Origin of the sequence: Hyphomonas neptunium ATCC 15444 (assembly GCF_000013025.1) — a bacterium.
GTDB classification, from domain to species: domain Bacteria; phylum Pseudomonadota; class Alphaproteobacteria; order Caulobacterales; family Hyphomonadaceae; genus Hyphomonas; species Hyphomonas neptunia.
In genome coordinates this window covers 3,561,196-3,576,325 of sequence record NC_008358.1, presented here as the reverse complement: position 1 = coordinate 3,576,325, position 15,130 = coordinate 3,561,196, and the positions used below count along the sequence as shown (strand labels likewise).

Genomic DNA, 15,130 nt, shown 5'->3' with positions numbered 1-15,130 from the left:
GGCGCATGAAAACGTCTCCAGCGCCTTGCGGCGCCGGGCTCTACGCTTTCGCCGGCCTGCCTTGCACTGGTTTCAGTGCGGGAACGGCAGGCCCTTCAGCGGGACTCAGACAGGGTACGGAACATAAAAACCTCAAAGGGCGAGGTATCCTTTTCGGATTACCTCGCCCTGAAGTCAAGATTGGCCAGAAAGCTTACTCTTCCTCGCCCGCATCCGGCACGCCGACGACGTGGAAGCCGGCGTCAACGTGGATCACTTCGCCCGCGATGGAGCGGCCGAGGGGGGAGAGGAGGTAGAGCGCGCAACCCGCGACGCCTTCCATGCTGGTGTCTTCCTTCAGAAGCGACCAGCTGCGGCCCGTGCCCATCAGGCTCTTGCCGCCGCGGATGCCCGCGAGCGAGAGCGTGCGCATGGCGCCGGCGGAGATGGCGTTGACGCGGATGCCCTGGGGGCCAAGGTCGCGCGCGGCATAGCGGGTGGAGGCTTCCAGCGCCGCCTTGGCAACGCCCATGACATTGTACGACGGCACGGTGCGCTCGGCGCCGAGATACGTCATGCAGATGATCGAGCCACCATCCGGCATGATTTCCGAGGCGCGGCGGGCGCAGTCAATAAAGCTGTATACGGAGATGTCCATCGCGCGGCGGAAGCCTTCGCGGGTGGTGTTGGCAACCATCGAGCCTTGCAGTTCATCTTTCCCGGCAAAGGCGATGGAGTGGACAAGGAAATCGATCTTGCCCCATTTTTCCTTGATGGCGGCAAAGGCGGCGTCCATCGAGGCGTCATCGGTCACATCCGCCGGAATCATCGTGTCCATGCCGATTGATTCGACGAGGGGGCGCACGCGCCGCTCCAGGCTTTCGCCCTGATAGGTGAAGGCAATCTCGGCGCCCTGGGCAGCAAGCTGGGTGGAGATGCCCCAGGCGATCGAGTTCTGGTTGGCAACGCCCATGACGACGCCGCGCTTGCCCTTCATCAGGTCGCCTTTGGGCATGTTCCAGTCGTCGGCCATGATTGCTCACTCCCTGATGGTGGCTGTGTGTTTGTCTGGCATCCGGGCTAGGCGCGCCGGAAGCCCTCGTCAAGAAGCGGGCAGATCGCCCGCGCCGCCGAGCACGTTCTTGAGGCCGACTTTCATGTCGATCGCGGTGTAGACGTGTTCGCCATCGACATAGACCCGGCCATCGGCGATGCCCAGATTGAGCTTGCCGCGGCGCACACGCTTGATGTCGATTTCATAGCGCACGAGCTTCTTGTCCGGCGTGATCTCGCCGGTGAACTTCACTTCGCCCACGCCCAGCGCGCGGCCCTTGCCGGGGCTGCCCGACCAGCCGAGCCAGTAGCCAACGATCTGCCACATGGCGTCGAGGCCAAGGCAGCCGGGCATGACGGGATCGCCGGGGAAGTGGCACTGGAAAAACCAGAGGTCCGGTGTGATGTCGAGCTCGCCGACAACATGGCCCTTGCCGAAGGCGCCGCCATCCAGGCTGATCTCTGTGATGCGGTCCATCATCAGCATCGGCGGGGCGGGCAGCTGGGCGTTGCCGGGGCCGAAATAGCCCCCTTTGCCGGATTCGAGCAGGTCTTCCTTGGAATAGGAGGATTTGGGCGTGTGAAAGTCGTGCGGACCCTGCATGTCGGGGTGTCCTCATTCAGTTTGGATCACGCCTTCGAGCCGACGCCCCGCGCCTTGTCAACCATTTGTGCCTGATTGAGGGGCTGGTTTGCCGGCCGGGCCGGTGCTGGCGCCCCACAGGCTGGCGCGGGGCATCCAGCCGCGATACCCGGCCGCTTCGACCTCACAGAGCGCGGCCTCACAGGCCGTCACTTCGACCAGGACGCCCTTGCCGAGTTCAGCGACACCCTCTCCGCTCCGGTCCGGGCTGCTGGCGAGCACGGCGGTGCGCGTGACCATGGCGGTCGTCCCCTCGGCCAGCATGCGCATATGTATCCATACCTCGTCGCCGGCCGGATCGCGCACGCGGTACCATTCCCCGCTTTCCTTGACGACCATCACGGGCAGTCCCTTGCGGTTATACTGCCAGGCGATAGGGGAGGAGAGGCTGGGGCCGGTGCGCCCGTTCACTTCGGCCCAGCGCAGGGTTTCAAAGCGCGGGACGGGCTTTTTGGAAAACCGGCTGATCACCGGCTGGGGGCCCGGCGCGGCCGCGGGCTCGGCAACAGGCAATGCGGCGGGCCTGACAGTTGGCTCGGCGCCTGCGCCCGTCGAGAGGGTAAGGAGGATGGCCAGAACGAGGGGTGCCCGTTTCATGTGCAAAGCTTCCATCAGGAGGGGAAGGGGCATTCTGGCACCACACCATGAATCCACAGTAAAGCTGTGGGAGATTGGCGTGACGGGTTGGCTCTGCTAAGCCCCCGATAAATAATAAAAGCACCGATGGGAGTCCCATGCCGGCCAGCAAATTGAAAGTCGTCGTCACCCGTAAGCTTCCGGCGCCCGTTGAGCTCCGGATGAAGGAGTTGTTCGACGCCCGGCTGAACGAGAGTGACCGGCCGTTTTCTGTAGAAGAACTGGCCCAGGCGATGCAGACCGCCGATGTGCTGGTGCCCACGGTCACCGACAAGATTGATGGCCGCCTGATGGCGCGGGCAGGCGACCAGCTGCGCCTGATCGCCCAGTTCGGGGCAGGGGTGGACAATATCGATGTGGCCAGCGCTGTGCAGCGCGGCATCACCGTCACCAACACGCCCGGCGTGCTGACCGATGATACGGCAGATGTTGCGATGGCGCTGATCCTGGCGGTGCCCCGCCGGATGCATGAAGGCGTGCAGATCATGGAGGCGGGCAAGTTTGATGGCTGGACGCCGACCTGGATGATGGGGCGGCGCCTGTCGGGCAAACGCCTCGGCATCATCGGCATGGGCCGGATCGGCCAGGCCGTTGCCCGCCGCGCGCGCGCCTTCGGCATGCAGATACATTACCATAACCGCAAGCCGGTCAGCTCGCGCATCGAGGAAAGCCTGGAGGCGACCTATTGGGATTCGCTCGATCAGATGCTGGCGCGGATGGACATCGTTTCCATCAACTGCCCGCATACGCCTGCGACGTTCCATCTGATCAATGCGCGGCGTCTGGGCCTGATGAAACCGGAAGCCTACATCATCAATACCGCGCGCGGTGAGGTGATCGATGAGGCCGCCCTTGCGCGCGCCATCCGCGCCGGAAAAATTGCCGGGGCGGGCCTGGATGTGTTCGAGCGCGAACCTGCTGTGAACCCGGAGCTGATCGGCCTGCCGAATGTGCTGCTGCTGCCGCATATGGGCTCGGCCACCATCGAAGGGCGCACCGAGATGGGCGAGAAGGTCATCATCAATATCAAGACCTTCGCTGACGGCCACCGGCCGCCAGACCGTGTGATCCCCGCGATCCTCTGATCTTCAGCAGACGGGCTGAAACTGAAAGCTCAGTTGGTCGGTAGCTCGCTCTCGCTGGCGGGGGCTGCGCCGTGGACGCGGGCTGTCAGAAAAGCCCGCAGATCTTCCAGCGACTGGGCGGCGATTTCTTCCTGCGGGAGGTGGCCGACATTCGGATAGAGTTTGAGCTCTGCGCCGGGGATGGCGGCGGCAAACTGCTCGCCATGGGAGAAGGGGATGACGTTGTCCTGCTCGCCATGCATCACCAGTGTGGGCGTTGTGATCGCGGAAAGAAGCTCGGGTGTCGCTTCGGCGCGGGTGCCGCGCCCGGCAGAGAGGGCCAGCAGTGCTTCACGATGGCAGGGCGCGCGCGCCAGCGAGCCATAGCGGTCCACCATCTCGTCGGTCACAAAGGAGGGGTCAGAGAAACTGTCTTCCAGGCCGGGGCGGATCAGCGAGGACATGTCGAGATCCTTGACCAGCTTGCGCGCGATGCCGATTTCCAGAAGGCGGAACACGAAGGGCCGGTCATCGCTCTCGCCTTCCGTGCGGGGCCAGCCGGCGGCATCGACCAGCACGAGGCCGTCCAGGCGCTCAGGATGGGCGAGGGCATAATTCCAGGCCGCGCCGCCGCCCATGGAGTTTCCGGCGAGCGTGAAGCGGTCGACCTTCAGCGCGCTGGCCACGCGGTAGATGACATCCACGAACTGATCCATGCCGATGGCGTCATTGTCGAGGCAGCGGGAGAGGCCATGGCCGGGCAGGTCGAGGCTGATGACGCGATAGTCGCGTTTAAGATCTGTCACCCAGGGTTCCCATGTGTGCAGCGAGGCGGAAAAGCCGTGCACGAGAATGATGGCAGGCGCGTCGCGCGGGCCGACATCCCGGAAATGGATCCGCTTTTCATCATCGAGCGCCAGATACCGGCTGTCGGAATTGGCATAGATGGTTTCCAGCTGGTCGTAGGGTATGTCATCCCGCTTCAAAGACCACCAGCCTGCGAACAGGATGACGCCGAGCGTGAGGATAACAGCGAGAAAGCGGGACAACATCTGAGGCGAAGAATCCGATCAACAAAACTGCTTCGCGAATAACGCGCGCGCTGGCGCGCATGTCAAACCTTCTGTTCAGATGGAACAGACAGGACACTGAGAATCCCGGCGCAAACGCACGGTGCGCATCTCGTTTCTCAACCCGTCGATGAGGAGGATGCGCCCGATCAGCGGATCGCCCGCGCCGGTGATCAGTTTCACCGCTTCCAGCGCCATCGCCGAGCCGGTCATGCCGGTCAGCGCGCCGACGACGCCCACTTCATCACACGCTTCGGCCGCAGGTGGCATCTCTGAAATCCAGCAGCGATAGCAAGGCGCTTCGGGCACGAGGCCGGAAGCAAACACGCTGACCTGTCCACTCCAACCGCTCGCCGCGCCGGAGACGAGATAGCGCGCGTGTGCGTGTGCGAAGGCGTTGAGCGCGAAGCGGGTTTCGAAATTATCGGTCGCGTCAATCAGGATGTTTCCGGAAGGCGCGGCGCTTTCGTCAAATCGCGCGTGCCTGATGGCGACCTTGATCGAAGGATCAAGCGCCGTGATCCGCGCCGCAAGACGGGCACCTTTTTCCGCGCCGGTGTCGGCTTCTGTAAACTGTATCTGCCGCTGCAGGTTTGAGCGTTCGACCCGGTCGTCATCCCAGAGCTCCAATTCGCCCACGCCGGCTGCGGCAAGGTAAAGCGCGGCGGGGCCGCCCAGGGCGCCGGCGCCGATGATGGAAACCGACGCCGCCCGCAGTTTTGCAACGCCCGGCCCGCCGATTTCCTTCAGCAGGATGTGGCGGCGGTGGCGGTCGAGATCTTCAGGTGAAAGGCTCATGGGGTTGCCCGTAGCGCCGTTGAGGAGGTGGGGTTTTCCCGTGTACGGATATAAACCCAGGCCGGGGCCTGCGTGTAAGCCAGAGCCGCGGCCTGCGGCTCGGGCAGGCGATGTCTGGCAAACCGGCGTGAGAAGAAGCTGGGCTTTGTAATCGGCGCGCCTGGCCGGGAAATCACGGCGATGGGCAGTGTGCGGGCAATCTCTTCCCAGTTTTTCCAGCGATCAAAGCCCGCAAGATTGTCAGCGCCCATCAACCAGACAAAGCGCGCATCGGGCGCCGCCTTGATCAGGGCGCGCACGGTATCGATGGAATAGGTAAGGCCGAGCTGGTCTTCGATATCGGTCACGTCCATGCCGGCGCCTTGCGCCATCGCGCGTGCGGATGCAAGGCGCACCGCATAATCTCCGTGGTCGGACTTCAACGGGTTGCCGCGCGCCACAATCCACCAGACTTCGTCGAGCTTAAGCCGTTTCAGCGCCGTCTGCGCGACCAGCAGATGGCCGGCATGGGCGGGATTGAAACTGCCGCCAAAGAGCCCGATGGCAAGACCCTTGGCGGGGCCGGGCAGGCGAGGGCGCTTCAAGGGCGGACCTGGCCTGTTCCGCGCACGGCATATTTATAGGTGGTCAGCTGCTCGGCGCCCACGGGCCCCCGCGCATGGATGCGTCCCGTCGCGATACCGATCTCGGCGCCAAAGCCAAACTCCCCGCCATCGGCAAACTGGGTGGAGGCATTGTGCAGCACGATGGCGCTGTCGACATTCGCGATGAAGGTTTCGGCTGCGGCCGTATCTTCGGTGATGATTGCGTCGGTATGGCCCGACGACCAGCGCGCCAGATGAGCCAGCGCGCCGGGCAGGCCATCGACGACGGCGATGGAGAGAATGGCGTCGAGATATTCGGTCGCCCAGTCTGCCTCGGTTGCCGGCGTGATGTCGCCCAGAATGGCGCGCGTGCGGCCATCCCCGCGCAGCTCGCAGCCTGCATCGGTCAGCGCTTTGGCGATCTGCGGCAACAGGGTTGCGGCAACGGCCACATCAATAAGCAGCGTCTCGGTCGATCCGCACACGCCCGTGCGGCGCATCTTGGCGTTCAGCACGATGTCGACGGCCTTCTTCGGGTCGGCGGCGGCGTGGACATAGGTATGGCAGAGGCCTTCAAGATGGCCGATCACTGGCACGCGGGCTTCGGCCTGCACGCGCTCAACGAGGCTGCGCCCGCCGCGCGGCACGATGACATCGAGCGCGCCTTCAAGGCCGCCCAGCATATGGCCAACCGCTTCACGGTTTGTCGTGGCAACCAGCTGGATCGCATCAACGGGCAGTTCTTCAGATTTCAGCGCGCCGCGCATGGCGTTCGCGAGCGCAGCGGACGACTTCGCGCTTTCCGAGCCGCCACGCAGGATGGCCGCGTTGCCCGAGCGCAGGCAGAGCACGCCCGCGTCCACGGTCACATTCGGGCGGCTTTCATAGATGATGCCGATGACACCCAGCGGCACCGCGATGCGCGCAATGTCGAGCCCGTTGGGCGGGGTCCAGCGCGCCAGTTCCCGGCCCAGCGGATCGGGCAGGGCGGCAACCGTTTCAACGCCGGCCGCCACGCCTTCGAGGCGTTTTTCGTCGAGCGCGAGCCGGTCCAGCATGGCCGGAGCGAGACCCTTGGCGCGGGCTGCTGCCATATCTTCGGCATTGGCGCGCAGGACGTCCGGGGCGGCGGCGCGGATGGCGGCGGCGATGGCTTTGAGGCCACGCGTGCGGTCCTGCGCGGTCAAGAGGCCAAGTTCGCGCGACGCGGCGCGGGCGCGGCGCCCCATGTCGAGCATCGTTTCTGCAAGCGCAGCGCTAGGCGGAGAGGTCTGGACGGTCATGGCGCCATCAAGTGCCGCAAAAGGGCTTTTGCTGCAAGGTTTGGCTCAGGGAAGGGAATTGAGAAGAGCGAAGGCGCCGCGCGCCACCGGTTCATAGGTCGCTTCATTGCTGGCCTTGGCGCTGACATAGATGGCTTGCGAAAAGGCGCGCAGATTGTGCAGCTTTGTCAGGGCTGCTTCGGATGTGTAAGCGTTTTCACGCAGGGGATCATCGGCAGGCCAGAGGCCGCTGAACCAGGCTTCCCAATCCGCTTCGCTGAAGATCTCCCGCCGGGCCAGATACATCACCGGCGCGGCCAGCCGCTCACTTTCCCCGAAAACATAGGCATGTTCCGGCGTGCCCACCTTGCGCGCTACGGTGGCCAGGATCGCTTCGGCCTGGGGCCTTGTGATCTCGGGATTGAGGGACAGCTGCATCAGAAAGTCGGCCGCGTGGGCCACGCCATGGCGCCAGCCTTCAGCTTCATCAAACCCGCGATAATCGGTGAGGCTCGCAAGATAGGCGTCTGCCGCCGCGATCAGACCGGCGCGCTCCTGCGGGGTCATCCACGGCGCCACGCGGTCGGTGCGGGCGACTTCAGCCAGCACGAGGGCGGCGAAGGGGCGGGCAAAGCCGGCGGGATCGTCCTCTGCCGCCAGCATACCGAGAAGCTCTGCCTTCATTGCCGCGAGTGTTTCGCTTCCGATCAGCTGGCTGCGCATCATCTGGGAGAGGGCGGTATAGGTCACCCCATCACGCAGGGCGGGGTCAGGGTCTCCAAGGCAGGGCAGCAGGGCGATCGCCAGGGTCTCCCGCTCGGACTGGGCCATATCAAGGATTGCCTCGCCGCGGGCGCGCTCATCCCCCCGCTGCGCCAGCTCGGCAGCAGGCGGGCAGGGGGTGGCCGCTGGCATTGGGGGCGCTGAGGCCGGGGCCAATTCTGGGGCCGGGGTGGCGGCGCAGGCCCCCAGAAGCAGCGGCAAAATCAGATAGCGCAGCATATTCAGGGCCTCCCGGCGCGTTTCTGGCAGAGTTGCGCGCCCAAGACGGGCTGACAAGCCGCCGGAAGGCACTAATGTTCTCCTCAACAAGCATGCCCAGCGGAGGACCTCATGATCGACATCGAAGCGATGCCCTACATTGCGGATATTCCGCCCGTTCAGGCAAAACTGCGCCCGGACGAAACGGCACTCTGGTTCGAGGGGCGCGCCACAAGCTTTGCCGAACTCGACCGGCGCAGCAACCAGATTGCCAACGGGCTGATCCGGCTCGGCCTCCAGCCGGGCGACCGGGTGGGCTATCTGGCGAAGAATACCGACGCCTATTACGAGCTTCTCTTTGGCTGCGCCAAGTCGCGCACGGTGATGACGGGCGTTAACACGCGCCTTGCTCCGCCTGAGGTGAAGTTCATCCTGTCGGACGCCAAGGCCCGTGTGCTGTTCGTCGGCAAGGAATTCTACGCGATGATCGACCAGATCAAGGCGGAGCTGCCTGATCTTGTCCGCATCATTACCCTCGATGGCGACCGGGAAGACTGGGACTATTTCCCCTCCTGGCGCGATTCCAAACCGGCAGAGCCACCGGGCCTGGACGTGCAAGGCGAGGACGATGTGATCCAGCTTTACACATCGGGCACCACCGGCCTGCCCAAAGGCGTGCAGCTGACGAATGACAATTACCGCGCCTTCTTCACCCAGGCCGGCATGCTCGAATGGTCGAGCTATGACGCGGGCGAGGCGATCATGAATGCCATGCCGCAGTTCCATGTGGCCGGTGTGAACGTCGGCGTACTCGCCAGCCTGCAGGGCGCCAAGACGGTGATCCTGCGCGAGATTGATCCGCAGGCGATCCTTCGCCTGATCCCCGAACACCGGATTGCCCACGCCTTCTGGGTGCCCGCCGTGATCCTGATGCTGACCCAGCAGCCGAATATCCGCGAAACGGATTTCTCCAGCCTGAAGCAGGTGTTCTACGGCGCCTCGCCGATCTCCGAAGCGCTGCTGCGCACGGCGGTGGAGATCATGGGCGCCCGCTTCACCCAGCTTTACGGGCTGACCGAAACCGTCGGTGCCGGGACATTCCTGCCACCCGAAGCGCATGATCCCAGCTGGGGGAAACTCCGCTCCTGCGGTGTGCCCTGGCCGGGCGCTGTGGTGCGCGTGGTGGATGGCGACGGCAAACCCGTTCCCACCGGCGAGGTTGGCGAGATCGTCATCAAGTCGGGCTTCGTCATGAAGGGTTACTGGAACCGTCCGGAGGCAACGCAGGACGCTGTCCGGAACGGCTTCTTCCATACGGGCGACGCGGGTTATTTCGATGAAGACGGTTTCCTCTACATCCATGACCGGGTGAAAGACATGATCGTTTCGGGCGGGGAGAATGTCTACCCGGCAGAGGTCGAGAACGCGATCTTTGGCGCGCCGGGCGTTGCCGACGTTGCCGTCATCGGCGTGCCGGATGAGAAATGGGGCGAGGCGGTCAAGGCGATCGTGGTGAAGAAACCCGGAGAAGATCCGTCCCCGGAAAGCATCATCGCCTGGGCGAAGGATCATATCGCCGCTTACAAGGCGCCCAAATCGGTGGACTTCATTGAGGCCTTGCCACGCAACCCCTCGGGCAAGATCCTCCGCAAGGATTTGCGCGAGCCCTATTGGCGCGGGCAGACGCGGCGGGTTGGCTAATACAGTTCAGGGGCCGTCGCGGAAGATAAAGCGCGGCCCCGTTCCGGTTTTACCCGCCTCATCTCCGGCATTGTAAAGCGCGCAGCGTTTGAGAGAAAGACAGCCGCAGCCGATGCAATTGTCGAGCTTGTCTCGCATGTTTTCCAGCTCTGCAATTTTGCGGTCCAGTACGCCGCGAATATCCCCGCTGATGGCCCGCCAGTCGGCCGCCGTCGGTGTGCGCCCCTCGGGCAGGGCGGCAAAGGCCTGGGCGACATCTTCGATGGTCAGGCCAAGCGATTGCGCGATCCGGATAAACGACACCCGCCTTATGTCCGAGCGCAGGAACCGCCGGTGCTGGCCCTTCGCGCGCAGCGAGCGGACAAGCCCGCGTTCTTCGTAATAGCGCAGCGCAGATACGGCCACGCCCGTGCGCGCGGCCAACTCGCCAATCGTCAGGATGTCGGAATGTTTCAGGGACATGCAAATTTCTGCTTGATCTAAAGTGAACTTGAGATTGTAGCAGAGGTGTCAGGCATCAACCACCCTGAAAGGGAAACCGCCATGACACAGGCAAACCCAAGGCCCGCCCGTATCGAACATGTGAACATCACGGTTCCGGACTCCGAACATGCCGCGCAGATTTTCGAGAAGATTTTCGGCTGGCATGTCCGCTGGCGCGGCAAGGCGATGAGCGGGGGGCACACGGTGCATGTCGGCTCGGCCGATCACTATCTGGCGCTCTATTCTCCGCCGCCGGAGAAAAGCTGCCCAAAGCGTTTCGAGAAAGGCGTGCCGCTCAATCATATCGGCATCGAGGTCGATGATATTGTCGCCATCGAAACGCTGGTGCGCGCGGCGGGCTATGCGCCCTTCGGCCATGATGATTACGAGCCCGGCCGCCGGTTCTATTTCTTCGACGAAAGCAATATCGAATTCGAGGTGGTGTCCTACGCGCCTGTCCTGGAATATGCTGGCTGATCGGACACGCTCTCTCCCGTGACAGCTGGCAGCAGCGGGAGGTGCATCCAAATGCGCTTCCCGCTGCATCTCCTCTCAAAAGGGAGCAACCAGATGAAAACCCGTGCCTTGCTGATCGCGCTCGCCGCCACCGCCATTCTTGCGGCGTGCGGGCAGAATGTATCCCAGCCAGCGGACAAGCCTGCGCCAGAGACGGAAGCCGTAGAGGCGTCTCGTCCGGCAGTAGACGGTCGCGCGATTGTTGCGGACATCGGCAAGATCAACACGCCAAATGGCATCGAGGAGTCGTTTGCTGCCCCGATTGGCGGGGTCGATCAATGGCTCTCCATTCGCGGCAAGGACCGGGACAACCCGGTCATCCTGATTGTCCACGGGGGCCCCGGTTCGGCAGAACTTGCGATTGGCTGGACCTTCCAGCGCGGCTGGGAGGATTATTTCACCGTGGTTCAGTGGGACCAGCGCGGCGCGGGCAAGACCTACAGCCTGACAGACCCTGACGCCGTGATCCCGACGCTGTCTGTGGACCGGATGAAGGCGGATGTCATCGAAGTGGCCGAGCTGGTGCGGCAGAGGCTCGGCAAGGAAAAGGTGATCCTGCTCGGGCATTCCTGGGGAACGATCATCGGCCTGCAGGCAGCGGTGGAGCGCCCCGATCTCTTTGCCGCTTATGCCGCCCACGGGCAGGTCATCAACATGCAGCGCAATGAGGAAGAAGGCTTTCGCCTCACGCTGGAAGCAGCAAAGGCCGATGGCAATACCGAGGCCGTTGAGGCGCTCGAAGCGCTTGAGCCCTATCCCGACGATCTGACGGTGGAACGTATCGGCGACCAGCGGACCTGGTCCATCCATTATGGCGGCCTTGCCGCCTATCGCCAGGACGCGGCGCCCTGGTTTCGCGCCATGCGGCTTTCAGCCGACTATGATGACGCGGTGCTGAACGGCTATGATGCCGGCAGCCTGGCGAGCATCACGGCGCTGATGCCGGAGCTGCGCGCGGTGGATATGGACGCCATCACCACAAGTCCCGTGCCGGTATTTCTGCTGCACGGCCGTCAGGACCTTACGACGCCGCCGACAGCCAGCGCGGCCTGGTTCGACCGGCTCAGCGCGCCGGCAAAAGCCGAATACTGGTTTGATCACTCCGCCCACCTCGCCTTCATGGAGGAGCCGGGCGCGGTGCTGATGACGCTCGTAACCTGCATCCGCCCCTATGCGGCAGAGCCGGACATGGACGCGGCGCGCGCCAAGGCGGCGGCATGTGTGCAGGCTGAATGAGCGCGCCTCAGTTGGCGAGCTTCATCCAGTCGCGGGCCGATTGCAGCGCGAGCTTCACTTCAGCCGAGGTCAGCATCTCTGCCATTTCCTGGCGCTGGGCGCGGGCGTCTTCATGACCGCGCACGGCGGCGAGGTTGAACCATTTGTGGGCTTCCACAAGGTTGATCTCGGTGCCGGTGCCGGTCGCATAGGCAAGGCCTGCGCGGTAAAGGTCGTCGGGCAACGAATGGGCGCCAAGCAGGTTTGCGGGCTCAACGGGGGTATCTGAATAGGCCATGTCTCTTGTCTCTCACTCCTCTGACGGCCTGCCGGGCTTTCCCGTGCAATGGCCGATAATCCATCACGCGCCAGATCATCCGGCGACGGACAAACCCTGCCCTGAGAGCGTTTGAACATGGTTAAGATGGCATTTGCCATGACACGGCTTCGTAAACGTTCCGGGCCGATCTGTTAGCAATTGCCCGAAAGGGGCGGTTTTTTGCCGGAATCGGCGCCGCCGGAGTAAGAGTTAGTCGGCGCCCGGATAGCGCGTGAAGGCAGGAATCGCGGCCAGATGCGTCACCCAGCCCGCCTGCTCGGCCGTTTGCACCTGCGCGCCGGGCGGGAATGCTTCCGGCGTATCCAGCGTCATCAGCTGCACGTCGACAATGCCGGGCAGATAAGTCTCGTTGGTATAATAAAGCCCGGTGCCGCAATTGCCGCAGAAATAGCGGAAACTGTCGCCCGAGGAATTCACGGAGCGTGCCTCTCCGGCGCTCACCCGGAAATCATCTGCTGGTATCATGGCCCAGGCCACCATCGGCGCCCCGGCGCTTTTCTGGCAGTCTCGGCAATGACAGACCGAAATCCGCTCCGGCGCGCTCGCGATCTCATACCGCACCGCGCCGCACTGACATCCGCCTTCAATCTTTCCGGTGTCAGTCATGGAGCTTCCTTTCTATATGTTCACGTTTTGTTTTAATTAGCATGTCGCTTTCTTCCGGTCAAATTCTGATCGGGGCAATTTGGGCGGGATCAGTCGAATGTTGCGACGTAGCTGCGGCCACCGAAACTGATGCCGGCGGCGTAGCGGCCTGTCTCGGTATCGATCCAGCTGCCGTCATCCTGCTCCTTCAGCCGGGTCTGCTTCAGGTCCGCAAGGGAGAGGCTGTCTGCGGGTGTGCTGACGTTCCAGCTGCTGCCCCTGAAATCGCCGTTGGCTGCAAAATGAAACGCAACCGCTGTTTCGGATTTCACACCATATTCTTCAGCGGGCACCAGTTCGATGCGGCCTTCCAGATAGGCCTGATGGATCTGTTTGCTGAAATCGGAGGCACCGGGCCGCGCGGCCGCCTGCCGGGCAATCTCGCCATACTGCGCCAGCGCTTCCTCGGGCGTCGCGGCAACGCTGGCCGCATGATCGGCAAGAATGCCGATGTTCCGGTCGCCCATCCATCCGGCCACGTCATCGGGGGCAGCAGCGCCGTCGACGCGGAACTGAACCGAGACGCCGGCACTGTCAAACCTTGCAAGTGCGCCGGCCAGCTGCGCGAGCCCAGCTGCGCTGGAGGCAGGGGGCGCAATTGCGCGGCTGCGGAGGATCGTATCGATCGTATAGGCCGCCGCCGAGACTCCGGTAGTCAGTGAACCATCATATCGGAAAGGCGCTCCAAGGGTGTCTGCCGCGCTGTTTTCTTGCGGCGTAATCGGGCCTTGCCGCAGCAGTGTGAGCGCCGCCAGGGAGGAGGCAGAAGATCCGATCGCAAATGCTGTCATCGCCTTTCCCCCTGGTCTGGCTGATTCAGGTGCAGGCAGTTTGGGGGAAGAGTCTTGCGAGAAGGTTTCCCCTTCTGATTTCCTCGCGCGCCACCCCGGAAAGCAAAAAGCCCCACAGTTTCCTGCGGGGCTTTTGTCTTGGAGCGCTCAGCCTGAAATCAGGCGGCGACTTTTTTCTTGGCCAGCGACTTGGCGAGTTTTTCCATCGCCTTGCCTTTGTCGATATTCTCGACTGCGGCCAGTTCGCGGGCCATCCGGTCCAGCGCGCTCTCATAGAGTTGGCGCTCGGAATAGGATTGCTCAGGCTGGTCATCGCCGCGGTGCAGGTCGCGAACGACCTCCGCGATCGAGATCAGGTCACCCGAATTGATCTTGGCTTCGTATTCCTGAGCGCGGCGCGACCACATGGTCCGCTTGATCCGGGCCTTGCCGCCGAGCGTCTTGAGCGCGTCATCCACCAGTTTGGAGCCGGCGAGGGCCCGCATACCCGAAGCTTCGGCGCGATTCGTCGGCACACGCAGGATCATCTTGTCCTGGTCAAATGCCACGACATAAACTTCCAGCTGCATACCCGCGACTGTCTGACTTTCGATACCGGTGATTTTGCCTACGCCGTGCGCCGGGTAGACAACACTCTGACCGACCTCGAACGCATGAGTCCGAGCTTCTGCCTTCTTCGCCATATTAGGTAAGACCCTTTTCTACACACACATTAAGAGAGTCGAGTTTCTCCAGCCCAGTTCCTGATTAAGGGTCTGAGTTAGGAAATTCCGCTCTTCTTGATTGTTGTTCAGGAGGTCTATGTAGCACAATCTTACAGGAAATACAACAGTATGGCGCATCCCCTGCCGGGGAGCCAAAAGGTGAAGACTCCGGGAAATCGTTAATGGCCCCTGATCCTTCAACACCCCCGCAGACACTGCAGGCTATGGCGTCGGGGTGAAATTCATGCCCCTTAAGGTGGACGATCAGTCGCCCGCGCCCGGATTGGCCGTGAAGTATTTTTCCAGCTTGCCGGTTTCCTGTGCAAATTCTTCCCGGTCGGCCGGGGGCTCCTTCATCCGGGTGATGTTGGGCCACACCTTGGCATAGTCCGAATTCAGCTTCAGCCATTTGCCGTCCGGATCGTCTTCGGTATCCGGTTTGATCGCCTCGACAGGGCATTCCGGCTCGCACACACCGCAATCGATGCATTCATCCGGGTGGATGACGAGCATGTTTTCGCCTTCATAGAAGCAATCGACGGGGCATACCTCGACACAGTCCATGTATTTGCAGCGGATGCAGGCGTCGACGACAATATAGGTCATGGGAGGTCCGGGGTCTTCTGGCGGGAATTCAGCCCGCCAATTGGCGAGGCGGGGCGTCC

The 15,130-nt window shown here is 63.0% G+C and carries 18 protein-coding genes; 4 read left to right on the top strand and 14 right to left on the bottom strand.

The genetic code is table 11. From position 1 onward, the window contains the following. Positions 1-193: 193 nt before the first annotated feature. From HNE_RS16990 to HNE_RS18230, 3 genes are all read right to left on the bottom strand, one after another. Positions 194-1,012 (bottom strand): enoyl-ACP reductase FabI, encoded by an 819-nt coding sequence (locus HNE_RS16990; RefSeq protein WP_011648404.1) that lies wholly within the window; start codon positions 1,010-1,012, stop codon positions 194-196. 69 nt (positions 1,013-1,081) lie between these two features. Continuing rightward, entirely contained in the window at positions 1,082-1,636 is a 555-nt protein-coding gene (gene fabA, locus HNE_RS16985; protein WP_011648403.1) for a bifunctional 3-hydroxydecanoyl-ACP dehydratase/trans-2-decenoyl-ACP isomerase, read from the bottom strand. A 57-nt stretch (positions 1,637-1,693) separates the two neighbouring features. Beyond that, positions 1,694-2,272 carry an SH3 domain-containing protein gene (locus HNE_RS18230; RefSeq protein ID WP_011648402.1) on the bottom strand — a complete coding sequence of 193 codons (579 nt, stop codon included), beginning with the start codon at positions 2,270-2,272 and terminating at the stop codon, positions 1,694-1,696. Between the two features lie 137 nt (positions 2,273-2,409). Here HNE_RS18230 and HNE_RS16975 point away from each other — a divergent pair, with 137 nt between their 5' ends. After that, positions 2,410-3,396 (top strand): 2-hydroxyacid dehydrogenase, encoded by a 987-nt coding sequence (locus tag HNE_RS16975; RefSeq protein ID WP_011648401.1) that lies wholly within the window; start codon positions 2,410-2,412, stop codon positions 3,394-3,396. A 29-nt stretch (positions 3,397-3,425) separates the two neighbouring features. Here HNE_RS16975 and HNE_RS16970 read toward each other — a convergent pair whose 3' ends face one another. The 5 genes from HNE_RS16970 to HNE_RS16950 form a co-directional block, all read right to left on the bottom strand. Then, positions 3,426-4,427, bottom strand: coding sequence for an alpha/beta fold hydrolase (locus tag HNE_RS16970; RefSeq protein WP_011648400.1), 1,002 nt, complete (start codon positions 4,425-4,427; stop codon positions 3,426-3,428). 75 nt (positions 4,428-4,502) lie between these two features. Next, positions 4,503-5,243 (bottom strand): HesA/MoeB/ThiF family protein, encoded by a 741-nt coding sequence (locus HNE_RS16965; protein ID WP_011648399.1) that lies wholly within the window; start codon positions 5,241-5,243, stop codon positions 4,503-4,505. Next, a complete protein-coding gene (locus HNE_RS16960; RefSeq protein ID WP_011648398.1) occupies positions 5,240-5,827 on the bottom strand; it encodes a nicotinate-nucleotide adenylyltransferase in 588 nt (195 codons plus the stop codon). Before HNE_RS16960 ends, HNE_RS16965 begins: the two co-directional genes overlap by 4 nt. Further along, positions 5,824-7,110 carry a glutamate-5-semialdehyde dehydrogenase gene (locus tag HNE_RS16955; RefSeq protein WP_011648397.1) on the bottom strand — a complete coding sequence of 429 codons (1,287 nt, stop codon included), beginning with the start codon at positions 7,108-7,110 and terminating at the stop codon, positions 5,824-5,826. The genes HNE_RS16960 and HNE_RS16955 overlap by 4 nt, the downstream gene beginning before the upstream one ends. 45 nt (positions 7,111-7,155) lie before the next feature. Beyond that, positions 7,156-8,091 (bottom strand): DUF2785 domain-containing protein, encoded by a 936-nt coding sequence (locus HNE_RS16950; protein WP_083759137.1) that lies wholly within the window; start codon positions 8,089-8,091, stop codon positions 7,156-7,158. Between the two features lie 111 nt (positions 8,092-8,202). Here HNE_RS16950 and HNE_RS16945 point away from each other — a divergent pair, with 111 nt between their 5' ends. Beyond that, the gene (locus HNE_RS16945) at positions 8,203-9,771 is read left to right on the top strand and encodes a fatty acid--CoA ligase (protein WP_011648395.1); all 1,569 of its coding nucleotides are present in this window, start codon (positions 8,203-8,205) and stop codon (positions 9,769-9,771) included. 6 nt (positions 9,772-9,777) lie between these two features. Here the strand turns inward: HNE_RS16945 and soxR are convergent, their stop codons facing one another. Then, positions 9,778-10,233 carry a redox-sensitive transcriptional activator SoxR gene (gene soxR / locus HNE_RS16940; RefSeq protein ID WP_011648394.1) on the bottom strand — a complete coding sequence of 152 codons (456 nt, stop codon included), beginning with the start codon at positions 10,231-10,233 and terminating at the stop codon, positions 9,778-9,780. A gap of 81 nt (positions 10,234-10,314) precedes the next feature. On the opposite strand from soxR, the gene HNE_RS16935 reads away from it, so the two are divergent. Next, positions 10,315-10,731 (top strand): VOC family protein, encoded by a 417-nt coding sequence (locus HNE_RS16935; RefSeq protein ID WP_011648393.1) that lies wholly within the window; start codon positions 10,315-10,317, stop codon positions 10,729-10,731. A 93-nt stretch (positions 10,732-10,824) separates the two neighbouring features. Continuing rightward, complete coding sequence (locus HNE_RS16930; RefSeq protein ID WP_011648392.1) at positions 10,825-12,006, top strand: alpha/beta fold hydrolase; 1,182 nt, start codon at positions 10,825-10,827, stop codon at positions 12,004-12,006. 7 nt (positions 12,007-12,013) lie between these two features. On the opposite strand, the gene HNE_RS16925 is transcribed toward HNE_RS16930, so the two are convergent. The 5 genes from HNE_RS16925 to fdxA form a co-directional block, all read right to left on the bottom strand. Further along, a complete protein-coding gene (locus HNE_RS16925) occupies positions 12,014-12,283 on the bottom strand; it encodes a sel1 repeat family protein (RefSeq protein ID WP_011648391.1) in 270 nt (89 codons plus the stop codon). A gap of 231 nt (positions 12,284-12,514) precedes the next feature. Next, complete coding sequence (locus HNE_RS16920; protein WP_011648389.1) at positions 12,515-12,931, bottom strand: GFA family protein; 417 nt, start codon at positions 12,929-12,931, stop codon at positions 12,515-12,517. Between the two features lie 89 nt (positions 12,932-13,020). Next, positions 13,021-13,761 carry a hypothetical protein gene (locus HNE_RS16915; protein WP_011648388.1) on the bottom strand — a complete coding sequence of 247 codons (741 nt, stop codon included), beginning with the start codon at positions 13,759-13,761 and terminating at the stop codon, positions 13,021-13,023. A 158-nt stretch (positions 13,762-13,919) separates the two neighbouring features. Continuing rightward, positions 13,920-14,444 carry a CarD family transcriptional regulator gene (locus HNE_RS16910; RefSeq protein WP_011648387.1) on the bottom strand — a complete coding sequence of 175 codons (525 nt, stop codon included), beginning with the start codon at positions 14,442-14,444 and terminating at the stop codon, positions 13,920-13,922. Between the two features lie 285 nt (positions 14,445-14,729). After that, positions 14,730-15,071, bottom strand: coding sequence for a ferredoxin FdxA (fdxA, locus tag HNE_RS16905; RefSeq protein ID WP_011648386.1), 342 nt, complete (start codon positions 15,069-15,071; stop codon positions 14,730-14,732). Between the last annotated feature and the right edge of the window lie 59 nt (positions 15,072-15,130).

What these genes read in the sequence shown, in the direction of transcription:
- HNE_RS16990 (WP_011648404.1), bottom strand. Translation starts at nt 1,012, where the DNA reads ATGGCCGACGACTGGAACATGCCCAAAGGCGACCTGATGAAGGGCAAG.
- fabA (WP_011648403.1), bottom strand. Translation starts at nt 1,636, where the DNA reads ATGCAGGGTCCGCACGACTTTCACACGCCCAAATCCTCCTATTCCAAG.
- HNE_RS18230 (WP_011648402.1), bottom strand. Translation starts at nt 2,272, where the DNA reads ATGAAACGGGCACCCCTCGTTCTGGCCATCCTCCTTACCCTCTCGACG.
- HNE_RS16975 (WP_011648401.1), top strand. Translation starts at nt 2,410, where the DNA reads ATGCCGGCCAGCAAATTGAAAGTCGTCGTCACCCGTAAGCTTCCGGCG.
- HNE_RS16970 (WP_011648400.1), bottom strand. Translation starts at nt 4,427, where the DNA reads ATGTTGTCCCGCTTTCTCGCTGTTATCCTCACGCTCGGCGTCATCCTG.
- HNE_RS16965 (WP_011648399.1), bottom strand. Translation starts at nt 5,243, where the DNA reads ATGAGCCTTTCACCTGAAGATCTCGACCGCCACCGCCGCCACATCCTG.
- HNE_RS16955 (WP_011648397.1), bottom strand. Translation starts at nt 7,110, where the DNA reads ATGACCGTCCAGACCTCTCCGCCTAGCGCTGCGCTTGCAGAAACGATG.
- HNE_RS16950 (WP_083759137.1), bottom strand. Translation starts at nt 8,091, where the DNA reads ATGCTGCGCTATCTGATTTTGCCGCTGCTTCTGGGGGCCTGCGCCGCC.
- HNE_RS16945 (WP_011648395.1), top strand. Translation starts at nt 8,203, where the DNA reads ATGATCGACATCGAAGCGATGCCCTACATTGCGGATATTCCGCCCGTT.
- soxR (WP_011648394.1), bottom strand. Translation starts at nt 10,233, where the DNA reads ATGTCCCTGAAACATTCCGACATCCTGACGATTGGCGAGTTGGCCGCG.
- HNE_RS16935 (WP_011648393.1), top strand. Translation starts at nt 10,315, where the DNA reads ATGACACAGGCAAACCCAAGGCCCGCCCGTATCGAACATGTGAACATC.
- HNE_RS16930 (WP_011648392.1), top strand. Translation starts at nt 10,825, where the DNA reads ATGAAAACCCGTGCCTTGCTGATCGCGCTCGCCGCCACCGCCATTCTT.
- HNE_RS16925 (WP_011648391.1), bottom strand. Translation starts at nt 12,283, where the DNA reads ATGGCCTATTCAGATACCCCCGTTGAGCCCGCAAACCTGCTTGGCGCC.
- HNE_RS16920 (WP_011648389.1), bottom strand. Translation starts at nt 12,931, where the DNA reads ATGACTGACACCGGAAAGATTGAAGGCGGATGTCAGTGCGGCGCGGTG.
- HNE_RS16915 (WP_011648388.1), bottom strand. Translation starts at nt 13,761, where the DNA reads ATGACAGCATTTGCGATCGGATCTTCTGCCTCCTCCCTGGCGGCGCTC.
- HNE_RS16910 (WP_011648387.1), bottom strand. Translation starts at nt 14,444, where the DNA reads ATGGCGAAGAAGGCAGAAGCTCGGACTCATGCGTTCGAGGTCGGTCAG.
- fdxA (WP_011648386.1), bottom strand. Translation starts at nt 15,071, where the DNA reads ATGACCTATATTGTCGTCGACGCCTGCATCCGCTGCAAATACATGGAC.